We start from the raw sequence: 23,375 nt of genomic DNA, 5'->3' as shown, positions 1-23,375 counted from the left end.
GCCCGGTTCACAGGTCCCGACGGCGCACGGCGAGCAGCCCGACGAGCATCCCGCCCGTGGCAAGAGCCGCCTGGATCGCCAGCGGCTCCCACTCCACGTCCCCGACGACGTCGAGATGGTGACCGAGGATGCTCAGGTCCCGCGCCCAGCCCGGCAGATCCACGAGCCCGCCGAAGAACTGGGCGAAGCCGCTCCACGCGACCACCGCCCACACCCACGGGGCCAGCCTCGCCGACAGCCCCGCCAGCGCCATGGCGATACCGATTCCCGCGAGCACCCCCGGCCCCTGGGACAGCGTGAACCAGAGCGCCCGGCCCACCGCGCGCTCCTCGGTGATCCGCGTGGACACCACGGCCGCGAGGACCCCCGCCGAGACGAGGAGAAGGATCGCCGCATGGCCGGCCGCGACCGCGGCCTGAACGAGGAAGAGTCGCGAGCGCCCCGCTCCCACCGACGCCTCGAGCTCGAGGATCCCCGCGTGCTCGCTGCCCGGCAGCCTCAAGGCCTCATGGATCGACCCCACGGACACCAGGAGGACGACGATCACCGTGAGCAGCCCGAGGAACTGCTCGACGGGGGAGCCCGTGCTCATCCGGTCCACCAGCGCGGCGGTGGGCGAGCCGGGCCTGAGCAGGTCCGTGATCCCTCCCGCCATCGAGCCGAACAGCGCTGACGCGCAGGCCACCGCCACCGCCCAGCCGCCGAGGCCGCGGCGCCCCAGGCGCCAGGCGAGGGCGAGCGGGCCACGAGGCGCCCACCGGCGCTCGGTGGACTCAGTCGAGGGGAGGAACCCGCCCAGGTGCTCCCGGCGCGCGTGGAGACCAACCGCCGCCATCATGAGGGCCAGGCACATGATGAGCAGGAAGGCGACGACGGTGCCATCGTCCTGCGTGTACGGCTGCACCAGATCCCGCCATCCCAGGGGCGTCACCCAGCGCAGCCACGCCCAGCCCCACTCGTCGGCGGCGACCCTGAGCCCGAAGCAGCCGCCCAGCCACGCCAGGGACAGGGACCTCGCCTGCCGATGACCGCGCGCCGCCTGGCATGCCAGGGCCGCGCCCGCGGAGAAGGCCCATCCCACCCCGATGGCGCAGGCAGCCATCGCCCATCCGCCGCGCGCCGTCAGCTCATCGATGCTCCCCGCCTCCGCCATGAGGATCGCGCCGACACCGCCGCCCAGGAGCGCCACGGCCCCCCACACCGCCATCCAGGGGGCGAGGAAGGGCACGGCGCCCCCGCAGCCGGTCGCCCGGGCCAGTTCCGCCAGCCCGCGCTCCTCATCGCCGCGCATCATCTGGCAGGTCAGCAGGATCGCCATGAGCGCCGTGCACACGAGGAGGTAGGTGCCCGTCTCCCACGCCAGGAGCTGGCCCAGGCGCCCTGGTCTCGGCAGGATCCCGTAGAGCAGGCGCGTGCCAGGGGTGGCGCGCATGGCCTCGATGAGTGAGGACCGTGAGGCGATCGACGGGTAGGTGTCCCGGTAGGAGGGGGCGGTCGCCGCGACGAGCCCCCACAGGGGCACAGCCCACGCCGCTCCCCGCCACCAGTACCTGCGCGCCAGCAGCGCCAGGGCAGGGGCGAGGCCCTGCAACGCGCCCCGCCGCGCGCGCTTCTCCCCGCGCATCACTGGTCTCCTCCCGCGTCCTGGTAGTGGCGCAGGAACAGGTCCTCCAGGCTGGCCGGCTGGCACACGACGTCGTCGACGCCGTGGGAGCCCACCGCCGTGAGCGCGCTCGGGAGCCGATCCCTGCCCACCTGCGCGATGAGGCGGCTCCCGGTGATGACGCAGTCCGCGCCCTCACGGGTGAGCGCATCACGGATCTCGGCGAGGGCCCCGTTCTCGCCGACGACCTCGACATGGGTCAGGGCCAAGCGCCGGAGCGCCGCTAGATCGCCCTGCTCGACGACCCGCCCGGCCTTCACGATCGTCACCGCGCCGCACAGTCGTTGGACCTCGGCGAGGATGTGGCTGGAGAGCAGCACAGTGCGCCCCTCGGAGGCGGCCCGGGTGATCTCCTCGGCGAAGACCTGCTCCATGAGCGGGTCCAGGCCCGTGGTGGGCTCATCGAGGATGAGCAGGCGCGTGGGCGCGGCCAGGGCGGCCACGAGCGCCACCTTCTGCCGATTGCCCTTCGAATAGGCGCGCACCCTCTTGGAGGGATCGAGGTCGAAGCGCTCGATGAGCTCGGCCTCCCTGGCCCGATCGCGCCGGCCCCGCAGCGCCGCCAGCGCGTCGAGCACCTGCCCGCCGGTGAGCGAGGGCCACAGGGCGACGTCGCCCGCCACATAGGAGACCTGCTGGTTGATCGCGGGAGCCTCCCGCCACGGATCCCGTCCCAGGACGCGCGCCTGGCCGCGCTCGGACCGGTACAGGCCCAGAAGGACACGGATCGTCGTCGACTTGCCCGCGCCGTTCGGGCCGAGGAACCCGTGGATCTGACCCTCGCCCACCTCCAGGTCGAGGCCATCAAGCGCCAGTGTTCGCCCGAAGCGCTTGACGAGCCCATGGGCCTCGATGACAGGGGAGTCGGGGCTGGTCATAGCGAGATCATCTCCTCGCCGGTCGAGCGGCGGATGAGGGCCGCGATCTGTGGATCGGAGTGAATGAGCCGGACGAGGTGGGATGTGAACACCCGTTGGGCGGGATCCGAGTAGGACTGCTGGGCGAGCCGGGACAGCAGCGCCCACAGGGCCCGCCCCGTCCTGCCCGTGGGAAGGTCGGCTGCGACGCCGAGAACCTCATCCCGATGCCGGCAGAGGAGGGACCACGTGCGCTCCGCGAGCTCGGTGGCCGCGCTGGCGCGCTCGGCGTCAGGCAGGGAGCCAAGGGCGGAGAAATCGGCGACCTGCTGAGCCGCCAGATCAAGATCGGCCTCGTCCAGCGCCGCGACGAAGGCCTCCGCCGATGCGGGGATGAGCCCAGCCGCGCCCATGACCTGCACCAGTTGCCGCTCGGCCACGAGCGCGGCGCTCTGGCCTCCGGCGGCGGTGACGCGCTCCTGGACGGCGTCGTAGAACCGCTCCAGCGTGGTCGGCATGGGGGAGAGGGGGCCGCCGGTCTCCACCTGAGCGATGAGCCGCTCGACGCGCGCTGCCTTCTGGCGCAGGCCACGCTGCTCGGCGAGGATGCCCGCGCGCGTCGCCCGCAGATCGGCCAGCACGCGCTCGCGGTCATCGCCGGAGGCATCGGCCTCGATGAGCTCGGCGATCCTCCCAAGCCCAAGGCCGCCGTCGGCGAGCCAGCGGATGCGCATAACCCGGGCCAGGTGCTCGACGCCGTACTCGCGCCTGCCCCTGACCGTGGGCGGGACGGGCAGGAGCCCGAGATGGTGGTAGTGGCGGATCGCCCGCGGGGTGGTGCCCGCCGCTTCCGCGACCTCCTTGATTCGCATGGCGCCATCTCAACAGGTGACGCAGCGTCACCGTCAAGTCATTGACATGGAGCCCGATCACGAGCCTACGGGCTCACGCTCCCGCCGTGTCACCCTGCTGGGATCCGGCCTCGTCGTTGGCGGCCCAGAAGGCCGTGAGCGCCTCCAGCAGCGCGGAGGGATTCTCCAACTGGGCGGAGTGGGCGGCGTCGGGGATGAGTGTGAAGGAGGCGCCGAGCCGCCTGGCCCAGGGCTCGTACCACTGGACCGGCCACATCGTGTCATTCGCTCCGACGACGACGTTGAGCGGCAGGCCCGTGGCGCGCAACTGCTCGGTCATGTCGGGGAAGCGGGAGACGATCTTCGCGATCCCCCTCAGGCCCGCCATGGGGGTCGCCAGGGCGCGCAGGCGCAGGACCTCCAGATGCGAGTTCCCCTGGGGCTCCTTGGGCATCTTGGGGTGGATGAGTCGGTGCGCGATCCTGGCGCCCAAGGGCCCGTAGAGCAGGCGCATCCCGTTCATCAGCCACATGCGCGGGCCGGGCTTGGGGCCCGAGGAGAAGATCGTGAGGGTGCGGAACGGGGTCGGGTCGGCGATCGCCGTCGCCCGGGCGATGATGCCTCCGAAGCTGTGCCCCACGAGGTGGACCGGCACATCCTCCGCCCCATAGGCGCGGGCGACGGCGAGCGCGTCCTCCACGTAGTTCTCGATGCGGTACTCGCGGGTGCGCTTGGGGGCCGCCGAATCCGCCTGCCCCCGCTGGGAGTACGCCAGCGCGGTGTAGCCGGCGTCCTGGACCATCGGCAGGAACGAGGAGAAGTCCTCCTTGGAGCCGGTGAAGCCGGGGATGAACAGCACGCGCACGGGCTCGGGGCCGCCGTCGGCGGGGGAGACCTGGGCGAGGGTCGCGGTGAGCTCTCCCGCCGGCGCGGGGATGGCGAGTATCCGCAGGTCCTCGTCGAGGGGCTCGGGTCCGAAGGGGGCATGCGGGACTGCCCCAGCGATAGGCATGAGCATGTGCGAGAGCCTACCGGCCATAGCGTTTCCGATCACGGAGGATGGCGGGGCCCATCGCGCCCGGTCGGGCGCCCGGGCTGAGAACGGATTCGTCCCTGTCGGGCCGGGGCACTACCCTGGGCCCAGCACCAGCGGCCACACCGTCGGGCGCGCTCCCGCGCGATCCCGGACGTCCCGGCGGAGCCGCACCGCAACTGGACCTTTTTCAGGAAGGCGCCCGCACATGACCGAAGCAGCCGCCGCGACCGGCGCACTGTCCCCCCTCGACGCCGACGGCATCAACGCCGTCGTCGAGCAGGGCCTGGCGGCCATCGCCGCCGCGGACTCCCTGCCCGCCCTCAAGGAGGCGAGACTGGCCTACACCGGGGACTCCTCCGCGCTCGTGGCCGCGAACCGCGGCATCGGCGCCCTTCCCAAGGAGGATAAGCCCACCGCGGGCAAGCTGCTCGGCGCCGCCCGGGGCCGCCTGAACGCTGCCCTCGCCGAGCGGACCGCCCAGCTCGAGGCCGCCGCCGAGGCGGACATGCTCGCCACCGAGACCGTCGACGTCACCGTCCCCACCGACCGCGTCGCCGCCGGGGCCCGCCACCCCCTGGACGTCCTCATGGACGAGGTCTCCGACTTCTTCGCCGCCATGGGCTGGGCCATTGCCGAGGGCCCGGAGGTCGAGCACGAGTGGTTCGACTTCGACGCCCTCAACTTCGACGCCGACCACCCGGCCCGCCAGATGCAGGACACCTTCTACATCGACGGCGCCTCAGTCGGTGCCGCGCCCGGCGAGCCCGCGAACCTCGTCATGCGCACCCACACCTCGCCCGTGCAGGCCCACGTCATGCTCGCCTCCGAGCCCCCCATCTACGTGGCCTGCCCCGGCAAGGTCTTCCGCTCCGACGAGCTCGACGCCACCCACACCCCCGTCTTCCACCAGGTCGAGGGCATCGCCGTGGACAAGGGCCTGACCATGGCCCACCTCAAGGGCACCCTCGACCACTTCGCCCGCGCCATGTTCGGCCCCGAGGCCCGCACCCGCCTGCGTCCCTCCTTCTTCCCCTTCACCGAGCCCAGCGCCGAGATGGACCTGTGGTTCCCGCAGAAGAAGGGCGGCCCCGGCTGGATCGAATGGGGCGGCTGCGGCATGGTCAACCCCAATGTGCTCACCGCCTGCGGGATCGACCCCGAGGTCTACACGGGCTTCGCCTTCGGCATGGGCCTGGAGCGCACCCTCATGCTGCGCCACGGCATCGCCGACATGCATGACATCGTCGAGGGGGACATCCGCTTCTCCCAGCAGTTCGGAACCACCGGAAAGGGTCACTGACATGCCGTACGTCCCCCTGGAGTGGCTGCGCGAGCACGTCGACGTCCCCACCTCCACCACCGCTGAGCAGCTCGCCTCCGACCTCGTGCGCGTCGGTCTGGAGGAGGAGCGGATCGTCCCGCCCGCCATCACCGGCCCGCTCGTCGTCGGCAAGGTCCTCACCCGCGAGGCCAAGGAGCAGTCCAACGGCAAGGTCATCAACTACTGCCGCGTCGACGTGGGCCCCGAGCACAACAACGCCCCCGGGACCGGCAAGGAGCCCTCCGACCTGCCCAGCCGCGGCATCGTCTGCGGCGCCCACAACTTCGAGGCCGGGGACAGCGTCGTCGTCTCCCTGCCCGGCGCCGTCCTGCCCGGCGACTTCGCCATCGCCGCCCGCAAGACCTACGGCCACCTTTCCGACGGCATGATCTGCTCGGCCCGCGAGCTCGGCATCGGCGAGGACCACGACGGCATCATCGTCCTGGACCAGTGGCTCGCCCAGGCCGGTCACGACGGCGAGGAGCTCCCCGCCCCCGGGACCGACGCCCTGCCCCTGCTCGGCCTGGGGGAGGAGGTCCTGGAGATCAACATCACCCCGGACCGCGGCTACTGCTTCTCCATGCGCGGGGTCGCCCGCGAGTACTCGCACTCGACTGGCGCCCGCTTCACCGACCCCGCTGACGGCGCCAATCCCGGCCTGTACCCGGCGGGCGTGGCCGACGCCTCCACGAGCGCTGGCGAGGGCTTCCCCGTCATCATCGCCGAGGACCCCACTCCCATCCACGGCCGCCCCGGATGCGACCGCTACGTGGCGCGCCTCGTGGCCGGCATCGACCCGACCGCGCCGTCCCCGAAGTGGATGGCCGACCGCCTCACCGCCGCCGGGATGAGACCCATCAGCCTGGCCGTCGACGTCACCAACTACGTCATGCTCGACCTGGGCCAGCCCCTCCACGCCTTCGACGCCGACAAGCTCGTCGCCCCGATCGTCGTGCGCCGCGCCAGGGCGGGGGAGTCCCTCACCTTCCTCGATGAGGTCACCCGCGACCTCGACCCCGAGGACCTCGTCATCTCCGACTCCGCCGGTGGCCAGGGAGCGCGCCCCCTCGTCCTGGCCGGTGTCTTCGGCGGCGCCGACACCGAGATCGACGCCTCGACCCGCAACGTCCTCATCGAGGCCGCCCACTTCGACGCCGTGTCCATCGCCCGCTCCTCCCGCCGCCACAAGCTGCCCAGCGAGTCCGCCAAGCGCAACGAGCGCGGCGTGGACACCGCCCTGGCCGCCGTCGCCGCGCAGAGGGCCGTCGACCTGCTCGTCGAGTACGGAGGCGGCACCGCCGAGCCCGTGGCCACCGACGTCGACCGCACCCACGCTCCCGAGCCCATCGTCATCCGGGCCGATGCCGCCGAGCGCCTCACGGGCGTGCCCTACGGCACCGCTCGCGTGACCGAGCTGCTCGAGATGATCGGCTGCGCCGTCGCCCCCGCCGGGACGGATGAGGCCGGCCGCGAGCTCCTCGCCGTCACCCCGCCCACCTGGCGCCCCGACCTCGTGGGCGCCGCCCACTTCGCCGAGGAGGTCGCCCGCCTCGACGGCTACGACGCGATCCCCACGATCGTGCCCACCGCCCCCGCCGGGCTGGGCCTCACCCCCCGCCAGAAGGCACGGCGCGACGCCGTCGCCGCCCTGGCGCACGCCGGCCTCACCCAGGTGCTGTCCTACCCCTTCATCGGCGACGCCCACGACCGCCTCGAGATCCCCGACGACGACCCCAGGCGCCAGGCCGCCCGTCTGGCCAACCCCCTGGCCGAGGACGCGCCGGCCCTGCGCACCTCCATCCTCGACACCCTCGTCGACACCGCCCGCCGCAACATCTCCCGCGGCCTGCCCGACGTCGCCGTCTTCGAGATCGGCGCCGTCACCCGCCCCGCGGGGACCGTGCCCGCGCCGATCATCGGCGTCGACCGCCGCCCCACCGACTCCGAGCTCGCCGCCCTCGAGGCCGGCATCCCCGCCCAGCCGGTCCACATCGGGGCCGTCCTGGCCGGCGACCGTGAGCGCGCCGGCGTGCTCAGCGCCGCCCACTCCTGGGACTGGGCCGACGCCATCGAGGTCGTCCGCACCGTCGCCCGCGCCGTGGGCGCCGGCGTGGAGGCCAGCGCGCCCGCCGCCTCCATCGCCCCCTGGCACCCCGGGCGCGTCGCCGAGCTGCGCCTGCCCGGAACCCGTGCCGGCAAGGAGATCACCCCCGGCGCCGTCGTCGCCCATGCCGGAGAGCTCCACCCCCGCGTGGCGCGCGCGCTGGGCCTGCCCGAGCGCTCCTGCGCCGTGGAGATCGACCTCGATGCCCTCCTCGACGCCGCCCAGGAGCGCGGCGTGCTCCAGGTGGGCGCCGTCTCGACCTTCCCCGCCGCCAAGGAGGACATCGCGCTCGTCGTCGACGAGTCCGTCACCGCCGCCCAGGTCGAGGCCCTCATCCGCGCCACCGCGAAGGACCTGGCCGAGGAGGTCCGCCTCTTCGACGTCTTCCGCGGCGAGCAGCTCGGCGAGGGCCGCAAGTCGCTCGCCTTCTCCCTGCGCCTGCGCGCCGCCGACCGCACACTGACGGCCGAGGACACCGCCGGCATCCGCAAGCGGATCGTCAAGCGCGCCGCCAAGGCTCTCGGAGCCGAGCTGCGCGCCTGAGCGCTCGCGAATTCACGGCCCGGAGTCCCAGCGCGAGGCCCCCGCTTCATGGTTGACTTTCCGTCATGACGATCCTCCTGACATCCTCCTCCCGTCACGGCGCCACCGACTCGATCGCCGGTGTCATCGCCCAGCTCCTGCGCGAGGCGGGCCTCGACGTCGATGAGGCGCGCCCGGAGGAGGTCACCAGTGTCGAGGGCTACGATGCCTTCGTCCTGGGCAGCGCGATCTACATGACGCGCTGGACCGAGCAGGCCACCGACTTCACGCGCCGCTTCCGCGACGAGTTGGCCACCCACCCCGTGTGGGCCTTCTCCGTGGGCCTGTCCGGGCTGGACAAGGGGGAGGTGAGCGACCCGCACCGCATCGGCCCGGTGCTCCTGTCCCTCAACGCGCGCGAGCACGTGACCTTCTCCGGGCGCTTCGACCCCACCCAGCTCAACCTCCGCGAGCGCACCATCGCCCGGATGGGGGGCGCCTCCGAGGGCGACTTCCGCGACTGGGAAGCCGTGCGCGCCTTCGCGGACTCCATCGCCTCCGCCCTGCGCGACCAGGGCTGAGCCAGCCCCACTGCCGGTCCCGCTGGCGGTCCTGCCCCGCGAGACCCGGGGAGAGCGCTGTGTGCATTTCTATGCAATCGCATGTATGGTTCACGTATGACGTGGACAGCAGCGGTCGCAGGGGCGACCGGATACGCAGGCGGTGAAGTCCTCAGGCTCCTCGCCGCGCATCCTGAGATCGAGATCGGGGCCGTGACAGCCAGCTCCTCAGCGGGCACGCTCCTCGGCCAGCACCACCCCCACCTGCCCGAGCTGGCGGGGCGGGAGGTGGAGCCCACGCGGGCCGAGCGCCTGGCCGAGCACGACATCGTCGTCCTCGCCCTCCCACATGGGGCCTCCGGGCAGGTCACCACCGCCATCGAGGAAGCGGCCAGCGCCTCGGGGCGCTCCCCGATCCTCGTCGACTGCGGGGCCGACCACCGCCTCACCTCGGCAGCGGCCTGGGAGCGGTACTACGGCGGGGATTTCGCCGAGCCCTGGACCTACGGCATGCCCGAGCTCCTCCACGCCGGGGAGACCAGCGCCTCCGCCCAGCGCGCCGCGCTGAGCGAGGCCACGCGCATCGCCGTCCCCGGCTGCAATGTCACCGCCGTCACCCTCGCCGCCCAGCCCGGCGCGGCGGCCGGCCTCATCGACACCTCCTCCCTCACCGCCGTCCTCGCGGTCGGCTACTCCGGCGCGGGCAAGTCCCTCAAGCCCCACCTCACCGCCGCGGAGGCCCTCGGCTCAGCCCAGGCCTACGCCGTGGGGGGCACGCACCGGCACGTCCCGGAGATCATCCAGAACCTCCAGGTGGCTGGCGTGCCCGCGGGGGCCACCCGCCTGTCCTTCACCCCGGTGCTCGTGCCCATGAGCCGGGGGATCCTCGCCACCGTCATCGCGCCCCTGACCTCCGCCGCGCAAGGCGCCGACGACCCCCAGGCCCTTCTGCGCGGGACCTGGGAGGCGGCCTATGGCCGCAATGGCGACGGCGAGGCCGTCATCCGCTTGCTGCCCGAGGACGTGTGGCCCACCACCGGCTCCGTCGCCGGCTCGGGCCTGGCCCACGTCCAGGTCGCCGTCGACACCACCGCCGGTGTGGCGACGATGATGTGCGCCATCGACAACCTCGGAAAGGGCACCGCCTCCGCCGCCATCCAGTCCCTCAACCTCGCCCTGGGCCTGACCGAGACCACGGGTGTCATCATGCAAGGAGTAGCGCCGTGAGCGTCACCGCCGCACAGGGATTCCGCGCCGCCGGCGTCAAGGCCGGGCTCAAGGCCTCGGGCAATCCCGACCTCGCCCTCGTCGTCAACGACGGCCCGCTGGCAGTCGCCGCTGGCGTGTTCACCACCAACCGGGTGGTCGCCGCTCCCGTCACCTGGTCCCGCCAGGCCCTGGCCGCCGCCCCCACGGCGCGCGCCGTCATCCTCAACTCCGGCTCCGCCAACGCCTGCACCGGGGAGCGCGGCGCCGCCGACGCCGCCACCACCGCCGCGCATGTGGCCGGGCTCCTCGACTGCGAGAGCGCGGACGTCCTCGTGTGCTCCACCGGCGTCATCGGCGAGCCCATCGACATGGGCGTCCTGCTCCCCGGCGCCACCGCCGCCTCTCAGGCCCTGGCCGCCACCCCCGAGGCCGGCCACGAGGCCGCCGTCGCCATCATGACCACGGACACCGCCCCCAAGGAGGACGCGGCCGTCCGCGAGGGATGGACCGTCGGCGGCATGATCAAGGGCGTGGGCATGCTCGCCCCGGGCCTGGCCACCATGCTCTGCGTGCTGACCACGGACGCCGTCGTGGAGCCCGGCGCCGCCCAGGCCGCGCTCGCCGCGGCCACCGCGCGCACCGTCAACCGCATCAACTCCGACGGCTGCATGTCCACGAACGACACCGTCGTCCTCCTCGCCTCGGGCGCCTCTGGCATCACCCCCACGGACGCCGAGCTCGCCGACGCGGTCGAGGAGGTTCTGGGCGGGCTCGGCCGCAGGCTCGTCGCCGACGCCGAGGGCGCCACCCACGACATCGCCATCACCGTCACCGGCGCCGTCAGCGAGGAGGCAGCCGAGGCCGCCGCCCGCACAGTCTCCGCCTCCAACCTGCTCAAATGCGCGGTCGCCGGCGAGGACCCCAACTGGGGGCGCGTCCTGTCCCAGCTCGGGACCGTCCCCGAGGCCACCTGCCCCTTCGACCCCGACGAGGTGGACGTGACCATCAACGGCGTCACCGTCTTCCGCCACGGCGGCCTGGGCGAGCCCCGCGACACCGTCGACATGAGCCCCAGGGAGACGAGGATCGACATCGACCTGGGGGCGGGCCGGGCCCAGGCGACCGTCTGGACCAACGACCTCACCCACGGCTACGTCACCATCAACGCCGACTACACCACCTGAGCACCACGATGAGCATCGAGATATCCCAGATCAGCCCCCAGATCAAAGCAGAGGTCCTCCTCGAGGCCGTGCCATGGCTGCGCAGCTACAAGGGCGCCACCATGGTCATCAAGTACGGCGGCAACGCCATGATCGACGACGGCCTCAAGCGGGCCTTCGCCCAGGACATCCTCTTCCTCCACCAGGTCGGGGTGCGCCCCGTCGTCGTCCACGGAGGCGGCCCCCAGATCAACGAGATGCTCGGGCGCCTCGGCATCGAGTCCGAGTTCCGCGGCGGCCTGCGCGTGACCACGCCGGAGGTCATGGACGTGGTCCGCATGGTCCTCACCGGCTCCGTCCAGCGAGAGCTCGTCTCCCTGCTCAACCTTGACGGCACGGCCGCCGTGGGCATCTCCGGGGAGGACGGCGGCCTCCTGCGCGCCAGTCAGCGCGCGGCCACCGTCGACGGCACGAGTGTGGACGTGGGCCTCGTCGGCGACGTCGTCGAGGTCAGCCCCCAGCCCATCATCGACCTGCTCGACCAGGGCCGTATCCCCGTCATCTCCTCCGTCGCGCCGCTGGTGACCGACTCGGCGACCGTCCTCAACGTCAACGCGGACACCGCCGCCGCCGCCATCGCCATCGCGCTGCAGGCCCGCTCCCTGGTCATGCTCACCGACGTCGAGGGGCTCTACTCCGCCTGGCCGGACCGCTCCTCCCTCGTCCCCTTCATCTCCGCCCACGCCCTGGAGGAGATGCTCCCCACCCTCGCCAGCGGCATGATCCCCAAGATGGAGGCCTGCCTGAGGGCCGTGCGCGGGGGAGTGGGCCAGGCCCACGTCATCGACGGGCGCCAGGCCCACTCGATGCTCCTGGAGATCGTCACCGACGAGGGCGTGGGCACCGTCATCCACCCGGGGGACAGCCCCGTGCCACCACTCGACGGAGGGAAGCGGCTATGACCGACGCGACCACCACCCCCGGCGGCAACGCGCAGTGGCGCGACCGCTACGCCGGCGCCATCATGAACACCTTCGGCACGCCCTCGCGCGTGCTCGTGCGGGGCAGTGGCGCGCGGGTCTGGGACGCCGACGGCACCGAGTACCTCGACCTGCTCGCGGGCATCGCCGTCAACTGCCTCGGCCACGCCCACCCCGCGATCGTCGAGGCCGTGAGCACCCAGCTGGCCACGCTGGGCCACGTCTCCAACTTCTTCACCACCCCCGCCCAGGTCCGCCTGGCCGAGGAGCTCATCGCGCTGACCCTCCCGGGCGCCGAGCCCGGCGCCTCCCGCGTCTTCCTGGCCAACTCCGGAACCGAGGCCAACGAGGGAGCCCTCAAGATCGCCCGCCGCCACGGCGGCGCCTCCCGCCCCCGGGTCCTCGCCCTGGAGCAGGCCTTCCACGGGCGCACCATGGGCGCGCTCGCCATGACCCACAAGGCCGCCTACCGCGAGCCCTTCGAGCCCCTGCCCGGGGGCATCGAGTTCGTGCCCGCCGGGGACGTGACCGCCCTGCGGGACGCCATGGGGCCGGACGTCGCCGCCCTCATCGTCGAGCCCATCCAGGGCGAGGCCGGCGTGCGCCCCCTGCCCGACGGCTACCTCGAGGCCGCCCGCGCCATGACCCGCGACGCCGGCGCCCTGCTCATCATCGACGAGGTCCAGACCGGCATGGGCCGCGCGGGCGCCTGGATGGCCCACCACCTCCTGGCGCCGGGCATCGTCCCCGACGTCGTCACCCTGGCCAAGGGACTGGGCGGCGGGATGCCCATCGGCGCCGTGGTCGCCACCGGTCAGGCCGCCGAGCTCCTCGGCCCGGGCCAGCACGGAACGACCTTCGGCGGCAACCCGGTGGCTGCCAGCGCCGCCCTGGCCGTCATCGCCACCCTGCGCTCCGAGGGCCTCCTGGAGCGCACGGGCAGTCTCGGCGAGCGCTGGGCATCCGAGCTCGCCCAGGTTCCCGGCGTCACCGCCACGCGCGGACTGGGGCTGCTCATCGGTGTCGCCCTCGACCCCGCGGTCGGGCCCGCCTCCGCCGTCGCCGAGGACCTCGCCCAGGCCGGGTTCATCGTCAACGCCCCCCGCCCGGACACCCTGCGCCTCGCGCCGCCCCTCATCCTGTCCGATGAGGACGCCGATGCCTTCACCGCCGCGCTCGCGGCCCTCCTCGCCGCGCGCCTGGCGGGCGCCCCCGAGGGCGCGGCGATCACGGGCCACCATGACTGAGCGCATGACCGCCCCGGGCCCGGCCGCGGCCAGCGCTGAGTCGCCCCAAGCCGCCCCCGCGGCGCCAGCGACGAAGGCCGCCAGGCACGCCCTCATTCGCCAGGTCCTGGGCCACTCCCAGATCCGCTCCCAGGCCGAGCTGCGCGAGGCCCTGGCCGAGCGCGGCGTGAGCACCACCCAGGCCACCCTGTCCCGTGACCTCGTCGAGCTGCGCGCCACGAAGATCCGCGCATGCGACGGCGCCCTCGTCTACTCCGTCCCCGAGGCCGGCGCCCCCGGCCAGCTCCGGGCGGCGCAGGCGGTGGCCGAGGGCGCGGACGAGAACGACCTGGCCCCGTACACGACGCCCCGCCTGACCCGCTGGTGCGCCGACCTCCTCGTCACGGCCGAGTGGTCCGGCGGGCAGCTCGTCCTGCGCACCCCCGCGGCATCGGCCCAGCTGCTGGCCAGCGCCGTCGACGACGCGATGCTCCCCGGGGTCCTCGGCTGCATCGCCGGCGACGACACCGTCCTGGTCATCTCCCGCTCAGAGGAGACCGCCGCCCGAGTGGCCACCCACCTCCTGGCCCTGGCCGATCCAGCGGGACGGCGCTGAGAGCCGCCCCAACCCGACCGCCCACGGCGCCCCGCCCCGCGCGCCCCATCAACCGACAGGCCGGTCCACCGGCACAACCCCTCCCATGGAGATCCCTCATGAAGAAGAACACTGATCGCGTCGTCCTGGCCTACTCCGGCGGGCTGGATACCTCCGTCGCCATCGGCTGGATCGGAGAGCAGACCGGCCGAGAGGTGGTCACCGTCTCGGTCGACGTCGGGCAGGGAGGCGAGGATCTCGATGTCATCCGCCAGCGCGCGCTCGACTGCGGCGCCGTCGAGGCCTACGTCGCCGACGCCCGCGACGAGTTCGCCACCGAGTACTGCATGCCCGCGCTCAAGGCCAACGCGCTCTACGAGGGAACCTACCCGCTCGTCTCGGCGCTCTCCCGGCCGGTCATCGCCAAGCACCTCGTTCGCGCCGCCCGCGAGTTCGGCGCCTCGACGGTGGCCCACGGCTGCACGGGCAAGGGCAACGACCAGGTCCGCTTCGAGGTCGCCATCACCTCCATGGCCCCGGACATGGACTGCCTGTCCCCGGTGCGCGACCTCGCCCTGACGCGCGACGTCGCCATCGACTACGCGGAGAAGCACAGCCTCCCCATCGAGACCACGAAGCACAACCCCTTCTCCATCGACCAGAACGTGTGGGGGCGCGCCATCGAGACCGGCTTCCTGGAGGACCTGTGGAACGCTCCGACGAAGGACATCTACACCTACACCGATGACCCCACCTACCCGCCCCTGCCCGACGAGGTCATCATCACCTTCAATGAGGGCCTGCCCGTGGCGATCGACGGCGCCGCCGTCACCCCGCTCCAGGCCGTCCAGGAGCTCAACCGCAGGGGAGGGGCCCAGGGGATCGGCCGCATCGACATGGTCGAGGACCGGCTCGTGGGCATCAAGTCGCGGGAGATCTACGAGGCGCCCGGCGCCGTCATCCTCATCGAGGCCCACCGGGCCCTGGAGGCGGTGACCCTCGAGCGCCTCCAGCGCCGCTACAAGCGCCAGATCGAGCAGACCTGGGGCGAGCTCGTCTACGAGGCGCAGTGGTACTCGCCGCTCAAGCGCTCCCTCGACGCCTTCATCGAGGAGACCCAGCACTATGTCAGCGGCGATATCCGCATGGTCCTCCACGGCGGGCGCGCCACTGTCAACGGCCGCCGCAGCGAGACCGGCCTCTACGACTTCAACCTGGCGACCTACGACACGGGCGACACCTTCGACCAGTCGTCCTCACGCGGGTTCATCGAGATCTATGGCATGCAGCCCAAGCTCGCCGCCGCCAGGGCCGAGCGCCTCGGCGAGGGCACCGGCTTCTAAGACCCGAGCGCGGACGCTCTCCGCCAGCACGGCGGGCAGTCATGGTGGTGGGGCCGCTCAGGGGGATCTCTGGGCGGCCCCACCACCACATGCGGGCAAGGCGCCGGCGATCACCAGGTGAAGGCGTCGGGTGAGATCGCTCCCTGGTTGCCGAACTGGTAGCCCATGGGGGACAGCGCGAAGGAATTGCCGGTCACTGTGTCCCAGCAGGTGACCGCGCCGTCGTGGACCGTGCAGGCGCTGTTGCCGTTCACCACGGACTCGCCGGATCCGATGGTGGTGGCGTTGATCGCCTGATCGCCGCCGTGGCACTGCATGCCAGCGCCGTCGGACTCGGCGTAGAAGATCGGTTGCCATTTGGGGTCGCATGCGCCGTCGCCCGTGGGGGCTGGAAGCGGTGTCTCAGGCGACCACGAGGCTGTCACTCCCGGGGCGACCTGGCAGAGATAGCTTCCCTGCGGGGAATGGATCTGGGAGAAGGTGCAGGCGACGTTCCCGTCCGCTGAAATGAAATAATGCGGGCTCGTCGCCCCGTCCGGCGCGGGGAACGCCGCGTCGGAACTTGTCGGCATAGCGCTTCCCGGACCGGGGCCTGTCGGCGCGGCCATCGAGGCGCCTCCGCTCGGCTCCGCGGCGGACGCGCCCCCCGCGTCCGACGGCGCGGGAGCGGACGCGCTGGGCGACTCCGCCGCCCCGCCTGAGGAGGAGTCCCCACAGGCCGTGACGGCGACGCCGGGCGTGAGGAGAAGGACAAGCGCGCCGATCACACGGGTGCCAGTGCGAAGCTTTGATGAGGCGGTGCGCGGACAATGATTCCTGCTGGTCATGGCGTCGTTGCTCATAATCATAGTCTCCTCCATTGTCGGCTATTCGTCCAGCCTCTCAAGGAGGGTGGCATAACGAACAACCAAGCCAGGAGACGGCAGGGCCCGGCATCGTCATCACCACGTCGCTGGGCGGGCGGCGCCGAGGGGCGCTGTGGGGCTAACATCTGAGGTGCTCCGTCGTCTGGCATCGCCCGCTGGAGCGCTCGGAGCAGGACCAACAGACACGGAAGAACAATGCAGCGTGAGGAGATCGATGCCCCCGCGGGGCGCGCCCATGGGCGCTCGGTCATCCCCGGCCTCGCCGTGTGGGCCTTCTTCCTGACTTTCTCCGGGCAGGGGATCCGCAACGTCGTCGGCTGGATGCCCTTCGGCATCATCGCCGCGATCAGCGGGATCGCCCTGTACGTGGCCTTCCGCCTCGAGGGCCATCGGATCGTGTGGAGGGCGCTGCCCCCCGCGACATGCGCCTACTGCCTGTGGTGCGTGGCCAGTATCGCCTGGACCCAGTTCCCCGATGAGACCCTTCTCGCCTCAGCCCTCATGGTGGCCACCACCGCGGCGGGCATTCTCCTGGCCTGCGCCCTGTCCCTGCGCCAGCTCACCGTCGCCCTGGGCCGCTCCCTCGAGGCCACCATCGCGCTGAGCCTGGCCCTCGAGGCCTATGTGGCCCTCGTTCTCAAGCATCCCCTCGTCCCCCTCTACATGCGCGGCTGGGAGAGTGTGCCCATCTCCTACTTCTGGAGCGAGGACCGCCTCCTCCGGGGCGGGCCGATCCAGGGGATCGTCGGCAACCGCAATCCGCTCGCCTTCATCGCCCTGCTCGCCCTCATCTGCGTGGTCGTGCGATGGCGGGACCGGCAGATCAGCCGGTCCCACCTCGTCGTGTGGTCCTCTCTCTCAGTCCTCACGCTCATCCTGACCCGGTCCGCCACAGTGACCGTGGCGGCGGTCATCTGCGCGGTGCTCGCCGTGGTCCTGTGGTGGCTGCGGCACGTGCCCCGAGACCAGCGCTACCAGGCGATCCTGCGCACGGCTGGCGCCTGCCTGCTGCTCGGGCTGGTGGCGCTCCTCTTCCGCCACGACCTCGCTATGCTCCTCAACCGCAGCCCGGACATGTCGGGGCGGGCGATCATCTGGGAGCGCGTCATCGACCTGTGGCAGCAGCACTCCATCCTGGGGTGGGGGTGGGTCATGTACTGGCAGCCCTGGCTCCCGGTCTTCCAGAATCTCGTGGTCCGCCCCGACGGCACCCCCACCATGAGCGCGCACAACGCCTACCTCGAGGCGCTCTTCCAGACGGGCATCGTCGGATTCGTCCTCATTGTGACCGTCGTGCTCCTTCTTCTCGTGCGCACCGGGCGGCTCGCCCTGCTCTACCTCGACTCAGCGCCGTCGGTGCTGCTGCCGCTCCTGGTGTCCACGGCGCTGGCGATCCAGGCGCTCACGGAGTCGCGGCTCCTGTCCGAGGGGAACTGGATGGTCGCCTGCGCCATCGGCACCTGGCTGGGGCTGCACCGGCTCATGGTCAAAACGGCTGAGAGGCCCACCCAGACCGATATCAAAGAGGACCCCCGGGAGTGAATGCGTCATGATGGGCCCATGACGCCTCAGCCCGACCGCACTTCCGACGCCGCCGCAGATGCCGCCCCCTCCGGGACCTCACCGGAGAGCCAGGGCGGCATCAGCCTGTGGGGCGGGCGCTTCACCGGCGGCCCCGCCCAGGCCCTGGCCGCCCTGAGCGTGTCCACCCACTTCGACTGGCGCCTGGCCCGCTACGACATCGCGGGCTCGCGAGCCCACGCCCGCGCGCTGGCAGGAGCCGGCCTTCTCGACGACGCGCAGCTGACCGGCATGATCGCCGCCCTGGACCGCCTAGAGGATGACGTCGTCTCCGGGGCCTTCGGCCCCACGCCCGCCGACGAGGACGTCCACACCGCCCTGGAGCGCGGCCTCATGGAGCGCGCCGGCGCCGAGCTCGGGGGGCGCCTGCGCGCGGGCCGCTCCCGCAACGACCAGATCGCCACCCTCATCCGCATGTACCTGCGCGACCAGGCGCGCCACATCGCGGGCCTCGTCCTCGACGTCGTCGACGCGCTCATCGACCAGGCGGCGGGCGCGGGCGAGGCGATCATGCCGGGGCGCACCCATATGCAGCACGCCCAGCCGGTGCTCGTGGCCCACCACCTCCTCGCTCACGCCTGGCCCCTCATGCGCGACGCCGAGCGCCTGGAGGACTGGGACTCCCGCGCCGCTGTGAGCCCCTACGGCTCCGGTGCCCTGGCGGGCAACACCCTCGGCCTCGATCCCGACGCCGTCGCCGCGGACCTCGGCTTCGACGCCGCCGTGGAGAACTCCATCGACGGCACGTCCGCCCGCGACGTCGTCGCCGAGCTGAGCTTCATCCTGGCGATGACCGCCGTGGACATCTCCCGCCTGAGCGAGGAGATCATCATCTGGAACACCAAGGAGTTCGGCTTCGTCACCCTCGACGACTCCTACTCCACGGGATCGTCGATCATGCCGCAGAAGAAGAACCCGGACGTCGCCGAGCTCGCCCGTGGCAAGGCCGGCCGCCTCATCGGCGACCTGGCCGGCCTGCTCGCCACCCTCAAGGCGCTCCCGCTCGCCTACGACCGCGATCTGCAGGAGGACAAGGAGCCCGTCTTCGACGCCGTCGACACCCTCGCGGTGCTCCTGCCGGCCGTGTCCGGGATGGTCGCCACCATGCGCCTGGACACCGCGCGGATGGCCGAGCTCGCCCCCCAGGGCTTCTCCCTGGCCACCGACGTGGCCGAGTGGCTGGTCAAGAACGGGGTCCCGTTCCGCGACGCCCACGAGATCTCAGGGGCCTGCGTGCGCGAGTGCGAGAAGCGCGGCATCGAGCTGTGGGACCTGTCCGACGAGGACTTCGCGGCCATCGACCCCCGCCTGGCCCCCGGCGTGCGGGAGGTCCTGTCCGCCCGGGGCAGCGTCGCGGCGCGCTCCGGCCACGGGGGCACCGCGCCCGTGCGCGTCGTCGAGCAGCTCGCCCGGGCCATCGAGCGCTCGGCCGAGCTGCGGGTCTTCTCCTGGGAGGGCTCGCTCCTCGACGGCCCTGAAGGCGCGGCGCCGGGGGAGCAGGGGGACTGACATGCCCGCCGCGCCAACCCGGGCCGTCGAGCCCGTCGCGCCCGAGGACCGCGGGCGGGACAGCGCCCTGCCCGCGCAGACCGCCAGGGTGCTGGCACTCGACTCCTTGGACGCGGCGCCGCGCCTGCTCGGCGCGGTCTTCTCCGCCACCGACGCCGAGGGCACCGTCGCCGTGCGGATCACGGAGGTGGAGGCCTACCGGGGCGAGAAGGACCCCGGCTCCCACGCCTACCGGGGCCCCACCGCCCGCAACGCCTCGATGTTCCGCGCGGGCGGCATCATCTACGTCTACTTCACCTACGGCATGCACCACTGCCTCAACGTGGTCACCGGGCCCGAGGGGAACTCACGGGCCGTCCTGCTGCGCGCCGGCGAGGTGCTCGAGGGCCTGGACCTCGCGCGCGCCCGCCGGCCCAAGGCGCGCCACGACCGCGACCTCGCGCGGGGACCCGCGCGCCTGTGCGCCGCCCTGGGGCTCACCCGCCTCGACGACGGCACCGCGCTGGGCGCTCCCGGCTCGCGCGTCAGCCTCGCCCTGGCCACCCCCGAAGCCGTCCCCGCCCCTGAGAGCGTCCGCACGGGCCCGCGCACGGGAGTCGCGGGCCCCGGTGGCGGCGAGGACTATCCCTGGCGTTTCTGGATCGACGGCGAGCCCACGGTCTCGCCCTACAAAGCGGCCGCTCCCCGGCGCTCCAAGAGCCGGCGAGCCGCCTCAGGAGGAACCTGATGCCCGAGCAGTACTGGAACCACAACACCGCCTTCCACGACGAGATCGTCGCCGACGCCGCCACCAGGGGCGGCCGGGTGCTCGACGTCGGCTGTGGGGATGGACTGCTCCTCGAGCGCCTCGCGGGAGTCTGCGATGAGGTCGTGGGCGTTGAGTCCCATGCCGCCACGGTGGAGCGCGCGCGTGCCCGGTTGTCCAGGACCGCGAACGCGATGGTGTTCAGCGCCAGCATCATGGACGTGACCTCCACCCGGTGCCTGGGGACCTTCCAGACGGTCACCTGCGTGGCCGCCCTCCACCATCTCCCGCTGGAGGCAGGGCTGAAGCGCCTCGCGGGGCTCGTGGCGCCGGGCGGCCGGCTCATCGTCGTCGGGCTGGCCGCCAACAAGAGCGCCAAGGACTGGATCCTCTCAGGGCTGAGCGCCGTGCCGATCCGCTTCGCGAGCGCCTGGCACCGCGAGACCCCCGACATCGGCGTGCCCACCACCCGGCCCCGCGACTCCCTCGACGAGATCCGGGAGGCGGCTGGGCGGCTCCTCCCGGGCGCCCGCATCCGGCGCCGCTTCTACTACCGGTACACCCTTATCTGGGACTGCTGAGGCGTCGGGCGTCTCGCCTGCCTGACCTCGTCGGCAAGATGCTACATGATGCTACGATTAACTCGTGAGAACTGCGCAGATCAGCCAGCGGGAGCTTCGGAATGACAGTTCCGCTGTCCTACGCCGCGTGGAGGCCGGTGAGGAGATGACGGTGACTCGGCGAGGAGTCCCAGTCGCGCGACTGTCCCCGGTGCCCACCGATGGCGACCTCAGATGCGTCAAGCCCGCGACGCGTCGCCTCAGGTTCTCCGATCTCGGGCGAGTTCGCCTTGAGGAGAGCACGGAGGAACTCCTCGCAGCGATCCGGGACGACCGATGACGTGGTACCTCGATACCTCGGCAGCCCTCAAGCTCCTCGTCGAGGAATCTGAGTCAGCAACACTCGCGGGACTGATCGATGCCGAGAGCGCTGATCTCGTCAGCGCCCTTCTGCTCGAGACTGAGCTGCGCCGGGCCGCCTCGCGAAGCCCCTACCTCTCTCAAGGAGCTGTCACCGAGTTCCTGGAGGGGGTCTCGCTCAATGACATGCCCCGCTCTCTTTACACGGAGGCCGGGCTCGTGGGAGGGGCCAACCTGCGCTCATTGGATGCCCTGCACCTGGCGTCCGCGATCCGCTGCGGCGCCACCCATCTCGTCACCTACGACAAACGCCTGATCGACTCGGCACACCATATGGGTGTCCGCGTGCTGTCGCCGGGTGCGCACTCGACGCCGGACGGCCTCCCTCCTGCTCCAGCGCCCTGAGCGCGCGCGATCCGCGCGCCTGAGATGCTCTGAGGCGGTCTCGGACGGACGGCGGAGCGGGGCCGCGCCGACGTCGTGGCAGACTAGCGCCGCCGAGGCGCGCGCCCGGCGCCGTCGCCCCACTCGAGGCCGGCTCAAACCCATGGAAGGCAACAGGACCGTGACCGACATCCTGGACGAGCTGCAGTGGCGTGGGCTCATCGCCCAGCACACCGACATCGACGCGCTCCGCGCGGCGCTCACCGACGGCCAGCTCACCTTCTATTGCGGCTTCGACCCCACCGCCCCGTCCCTCCACCACGGCCACCTCGTCGCCGTCAAGGTCATGCGCCACCTCCAGATGGCCGGGCACCACCCGCTCGCGCTCGTCGGCGGAGCCACCGGACTCGTGGGCGACCCACGTGACAAGGGGGAGCGGACGCTCAACACTCCCGAGGTCGTCGCCGGATGGGCGCGCTCCCTGCAGGCCCAGCTCGAGAACCTCCTCGACTTCGAGGGGGACAACTCCGCGCGCATCGTCAACAACCTCGACTGGACCGGTGAGCTGACCGCCATCGGCCTGCTGCGCGACCTCGGCAAGTACTTCCGAATGGGCACCATGCTCTCCAAGGACATCGTCGCCCGCCGCCTGGCCAGCGAGGAGGGCATCTCCTACACAGAGTTCAGTTACCAGATCCTCCAGGCCAACGACTACCTCGAGCTCTTCCGCCGCTACGGCTGCACCCTCGAGGTCGGTGGGAACGACCAGTGGGGCAACCTCGTGGGAGGCATGGACCTCATCCACAAGGTCGAGGGCGCCTCCGTCCACATCATGACGAACCCGCTCATCACCAAGTCCGACGGCACGAAGTTCGGCAAGACCGAGGGGGGCGCCATCTGGCTCAACCCCGAGATGCTCAGCCCCTACGCCTTCTACCAGTTCTGGCTCCAGGTCGATGACGACGACGTCGTGCGCTTCCTCAAGGTGTTCACCTTCCTCGACCGCGCCGAGATCGAGCGCCTCGCGACCGCCGTCGCGGAGAATCCCAAGGCGCGCGAGGCCCAGCGGGCCCTCGCCCGCGAGGTCACGCGCTGGGTCCATGGCGAGGCGGCCCTCGCGCAGGCCGAGGTGGCGACGGCGGCGCTCTGGGGCCGCGGCGACCTGACCGGGATCGACGAGGCCACCATGGCGGCCGCCACGGCGGACCTGCCGAGTGCGGAGCTCGTCGTGGGGGAGTCGACGATCGTCGACCTGCTCGTCGGCGCGGGACTGGAGAAGGGGCGTGGAGCCGCTCGCCGCACCATCGCCGCGGGCGGGGCCTACCTCAACAACGCCAAGGTGACCGATGAGGAGGCCGTGGTGACTGAGTCGGACCTGCTCGCCGGGGGAGTGGTCCTCGTGCGCAAGGGCCGCAGGACGCTCTCCGTGGCGCGCAGCAAGTGAGGTGGCACGCTAGCGCGTAGCTCTCTGACCTGCGAGAAGTCGGTGGCGGTGTCCATGTGGGCACCGTCACCGACTTGATATTTGACGGCACGACGACTGCTACGTAATCTACTCCTCGGCCAAGCGCGGCACTGGGGTCATCCTGGGGCCGACCGGCTGGAACTGAACAGGGGGCGCGAGATCGGGATCACCGGTTTCTGGTTTGATCCGAGGCGCTCCATTCTGTACTGTTTCCTCTGCGCCTCTCGGTGGTTGTGATTCGCTTTTGTGGGTTGTTTCCTGGGGTGGGTGTGTTGTTTGAGAACTCGATAGTGTGTCATGCTTGTTTATGTCATTGTTTTGGCTCATGATGCTTGATTGGGTTTTGTCCTGGTTGGGTGTTGTGGGTTGCCGCATGATTGGTGCTGGTCTGGTTCTGCTGGTTTTGGCTGGTGGGGTTGGGTTGGTGTTGGTTGTGTGGTGTTTTTGTTTGGCCTGGGCTGCTGCTTGTTTGGTG

Annotated in this window: 21 protein-coding genes; 16 read left to right on the top strand and 5 right to left on the bottom strand. The window is 71.7% G+C overall.

What is annotated here, in order from left to right:
• Positions 1–7: 7 nt before the first annotated feature.
• From A1QA_RS0100100 to A1QA_RS0100085, 4 genes are all read right to left on the bottom strand, one after another.
• Positions 8–1,624 (bottom strand): hypothetical protein, encoded by a 1,617-nt coding sequence (locus A1QA_RS0100100; RefSeq protein WP_017176900.1) that lies wholly within the window; start codon positions 1,622–1,624, stop codon positions 8–10.
• Positions 1,624–2,541, bottom strand: coding sequence for an ABC transporter ATP-binding protein (locus A1QA_RS0100095; RefSeq protein WP_017176899.1), 918 nt, complete (start codon positions 2,539–2,541; stop codon positions 1,624–1,626). The genes A1QA_RS0100100 and A1QA_RS0100095 overlap by 1 nt, the downstream gene beginning before the upstream one ends.
• Positions 2,538–3,392 carry a MerR family transcriptional regulator gene (locus A1QA_RS0100090; RefSeq protein WP_017176898.1) on the bottom strand — a complete coding sequence of 285 codons (855 nt, stop codon included), beginning with the start codon at positions 3,390–3,392 and terminating at the stop codon, positions 2,538–2,540. Before A1QA_RS0100090 ends, A1QA_RS0100095 begins: the two co-directional genes overlap by 4 nt.
• 73 nt (positions 3,393–3,465) lie before the next feature.
• Positions 3,466–4,389, bottom strand: a complete 924-nt coding sequence (locus tag A1QA_RS0100085) for an alpha/beta fold hydrolase (RefSeq protein ID WP_017176897.1) — start codon at positions 4,387–4,389, stop codon at positions 3,466–3,468.
• 223 nt (positions 4,390–4,612) lie between these two features.
• Between A1QA_RS0100085 and pheS the strand changes: the two genes are divergently transcribed.
• The 9 genes from pheS (at position 4,613) to A1QA_RS0100040 (ending at position 15,430) form a co-directional block, all read left to right on the top strand.
• Positions 4,613–5,707 (top strand): phenylalanine--tRNA ligase subunit alpha, encoded by a 1,095-nt coding sequence (gene pheS, locus A1QA_RS0100080; RefSeq protein WP_017176896.1) that lies wholly within the window; start codon positions 4,613–4,615, stop codon positions 5,705–5,707.
• 1 nt (position 5,708) lies between these two features.
• Positions 5,709–8,375 carry a phenylalanine--tRNA ligase subunit beta gene (pheT, locus tag A1QA_RS0100075; RefSeq protein WP_017176895.1) on the top strand — a complete coding sequence of 889 codons (2,667 nt, stop codon included), beginning with the start codon at positions 5,709–5,711 and terminating at the stop codon, positions 8,373–8,375.
• A 65-nt stretch (positions 8,376–8,440) separates the two neighbouring features.
• Complete coding sequence (locus tag A1QA_RS0100070; RefSeq protein WP_017176894.1) at positions 8,441–8,935, top strand: flavodoxin domain-containing protein; 495 nt, start codon at positions 8,441–8,443, stop codon at positions 8,933–8,935.
• A 96-nt stretch (positions 8,936–9,031) separates the two neighbouring features.
• Positions 9,032–10,141 carry an N-acetyl-gamma-glutamyl-phosphate reductase gene (gene argC / locus A1QA_RS0100065; protein ID WP_017176893.1) on the top strand — a complete coding sequence of 370 codons (1,110 nt, stop codon included), beginning with the start codon at positions 9,032–9,034 and terminating at the stop codon, positions 10,139–10,141.
• Complete coding sequence (gene argJ / locus A1QA_RS0100060) at positions 10,138–11,307, top strand: bifunctional glutamate N-acetyltransferase/amino-acid acetyltransferase ArgJ (protein WP_017176892.1); 1,170 nt, start codon at positions 10,138–10,140, stop codon at positions 11,305–11,307. The genes argC and argJ overlap by 4 nt, the downstream gene beginning before the upstream one ends.
• Positions 11,308–11,315: 8 nt before the next feature.
• Entirely contained in the window at positions 11,316–12,248 is a 933-nt protein-coding gene (gene argB / locus A1QA_RS0100055) for an acetylglutamate kinase (RefSeq protein ID WP_017176891.1), read from the top strand.
• A complete protein-coding gene (locus tag A1QA_RS0100050) occupies positions 12,245–13,513 on the top strand; it encodes an acetylornithine transaminase (RefSeq protein WP_017176890.1) in 1,269 nt (422 codons plus the stop codon). Before argB ends, A1QA_RS0100050 begins: the two co-directional genes overlap by 4 nt.
• 4 nt (positions 13,514–13,517) lie before the next feature.
• Positions 13,518–14,108, top strand: coding sequence for an arginine repressor (locus A1QA_RS0100045; RefSeq protein ID WP_017176889.1), 591 nt, complete (start codon positions 13,518–13,520; stop codon positions 14,106–14,108).
• A gap of 98 nt (positions 14,109–14,206) precedes the next feature.
• A complete protein-coding gene (locus tag A1QA_RS0100040; protein WP_017176888.1) occupies positions 14,207–15,430 on the top strand; it encodes an argininosuccinate synthase in 1,224 nt (407 codons plus the stop codon).
• 110 nt (positions 15,431–15,540) lie between these two features.
• On the opposite strand, the gene A1QA_RS15640 is transcribed toward A1QA_RS0100040, so the two are convergent.
• Positions 15,541–16,002: a hypothetical protein gene (locus A1QA_RS15640; protein ID WP_154652173.1), complete on the bottom strand. Its 462-nt coding sequence runs from the start codon at positions 16,000–16,002 to the stop codon at positions 15,541–15,543.
• Positions 16,003–16,491: 489 nt separating this feature from the next.
• Between A1QA_RS15640 and A1QA_RS0100030 the strand changes: the two genes are divergently transcribed.
• From A1QA_RS0100030 to tyrS, 7 genes are all read left to right on the top strand, one after another.
• Positions 16,492–17,838: an O-antigen ligase family protein gene (locus A1QA_RS0100030; protein WP_017176886.1), complete on the top strand. Its 1,347-nt coding sequence runs from the start codon at positions 16,492–16,494 to the stop codon at positions 17,836–17,838.
• 18 nt (positions 17,839–17,856) lie between these two features.
• Positions 17,857–19,386 carry an argininosuccinate lyase gene (gene argH, locus A1QA_RS0100025; RefSeq protein WP_017176885.1) on the top strand — a complete coding sequence of 510 codons (1,530 nt, stop codon included), beginning with the start codon at positions 17,857–17,859 and terminating at the stop codon, positions 19,384–19,386.
• Position 19,387: 1 nt separating this feature from the next.
• A complete protein-coding gene (locus tag A1QA_RS0100020; RefSeq protein ID WP_017176884.1) occupies positions 19,388–20,113 on the top strand; it encodes a DNA-3-methyladenine glycosylase in 726 nt (241 codons plus the stop codon).
• Entirely contained in the window at positions 20,113–20,712 is a 600-nt protein-coding gene (locus A1QA_RS0100015) for a class I SAM-dependent methyltransferase (protein ID WP_017176883.1), read from the top strand. Before A1QA_RS0100020 ends, A1QA_RS0100015 begins: the two co-directional genes overlap by 1 nt.
• Positions 20,713–20,776: 64 nt before the next feature.
• Positions 20,777–21,031, top strand: a complete 255-nt coding sequence (locus tag A1QA_RS16785; protein ID WP_082181087.1) for a type II toxin-antitoxin system Phd/YefM family antitoxin — start codon at positions 20,777–20,779, stop codon at positions 21,029–21,031.
• Entirely contained in the window at positions 21,028–21,456 is a 429-nt protein-coding gene (locus tag A1QA_RS0100010; RefSeq protein ID WP_017176882.1) for a type II toxin-antitoxin system VapC family toxin, read from the top strand. The genes A1QA_RS16785 and A1QA_RS0100010 overlap by 4 nt, the downstream gene beginning before the upstream one ends.
• Before the next feature lie 160 nt (positions 21,457–21,616).
• The gene (gene tyrS, locus A1QA_RS0100005; RefSeq protein ID WP_017176881.1) at positions 21,617–22,879 is read left to right on the top strand and encodes a tyrosine--tRNA ligase; all 1,263 of its coding nucleotides are present in this window, start codon (positions 21,617–21,619) and stop codon (positions 22,877–22,879) included.
• The last annotated feature ends 496 nt before the right edge of the window (positions 22,880–23,375 follow it).

The organism is Actinomyces timonensis DSM 23838, assembly GCF_000295095.1.
Taxonomy (GTDB): Bacteria; Actinomycetota; Actinomycetes; order Actinomycetales; family Actinomycetaceae; genus Actinomyces; species Actinomyces timonensis.
Note: the sequence above shows the minus strand (reverse complement) of the source record. Positions and strands in the feature narration are given on the sequence as shown.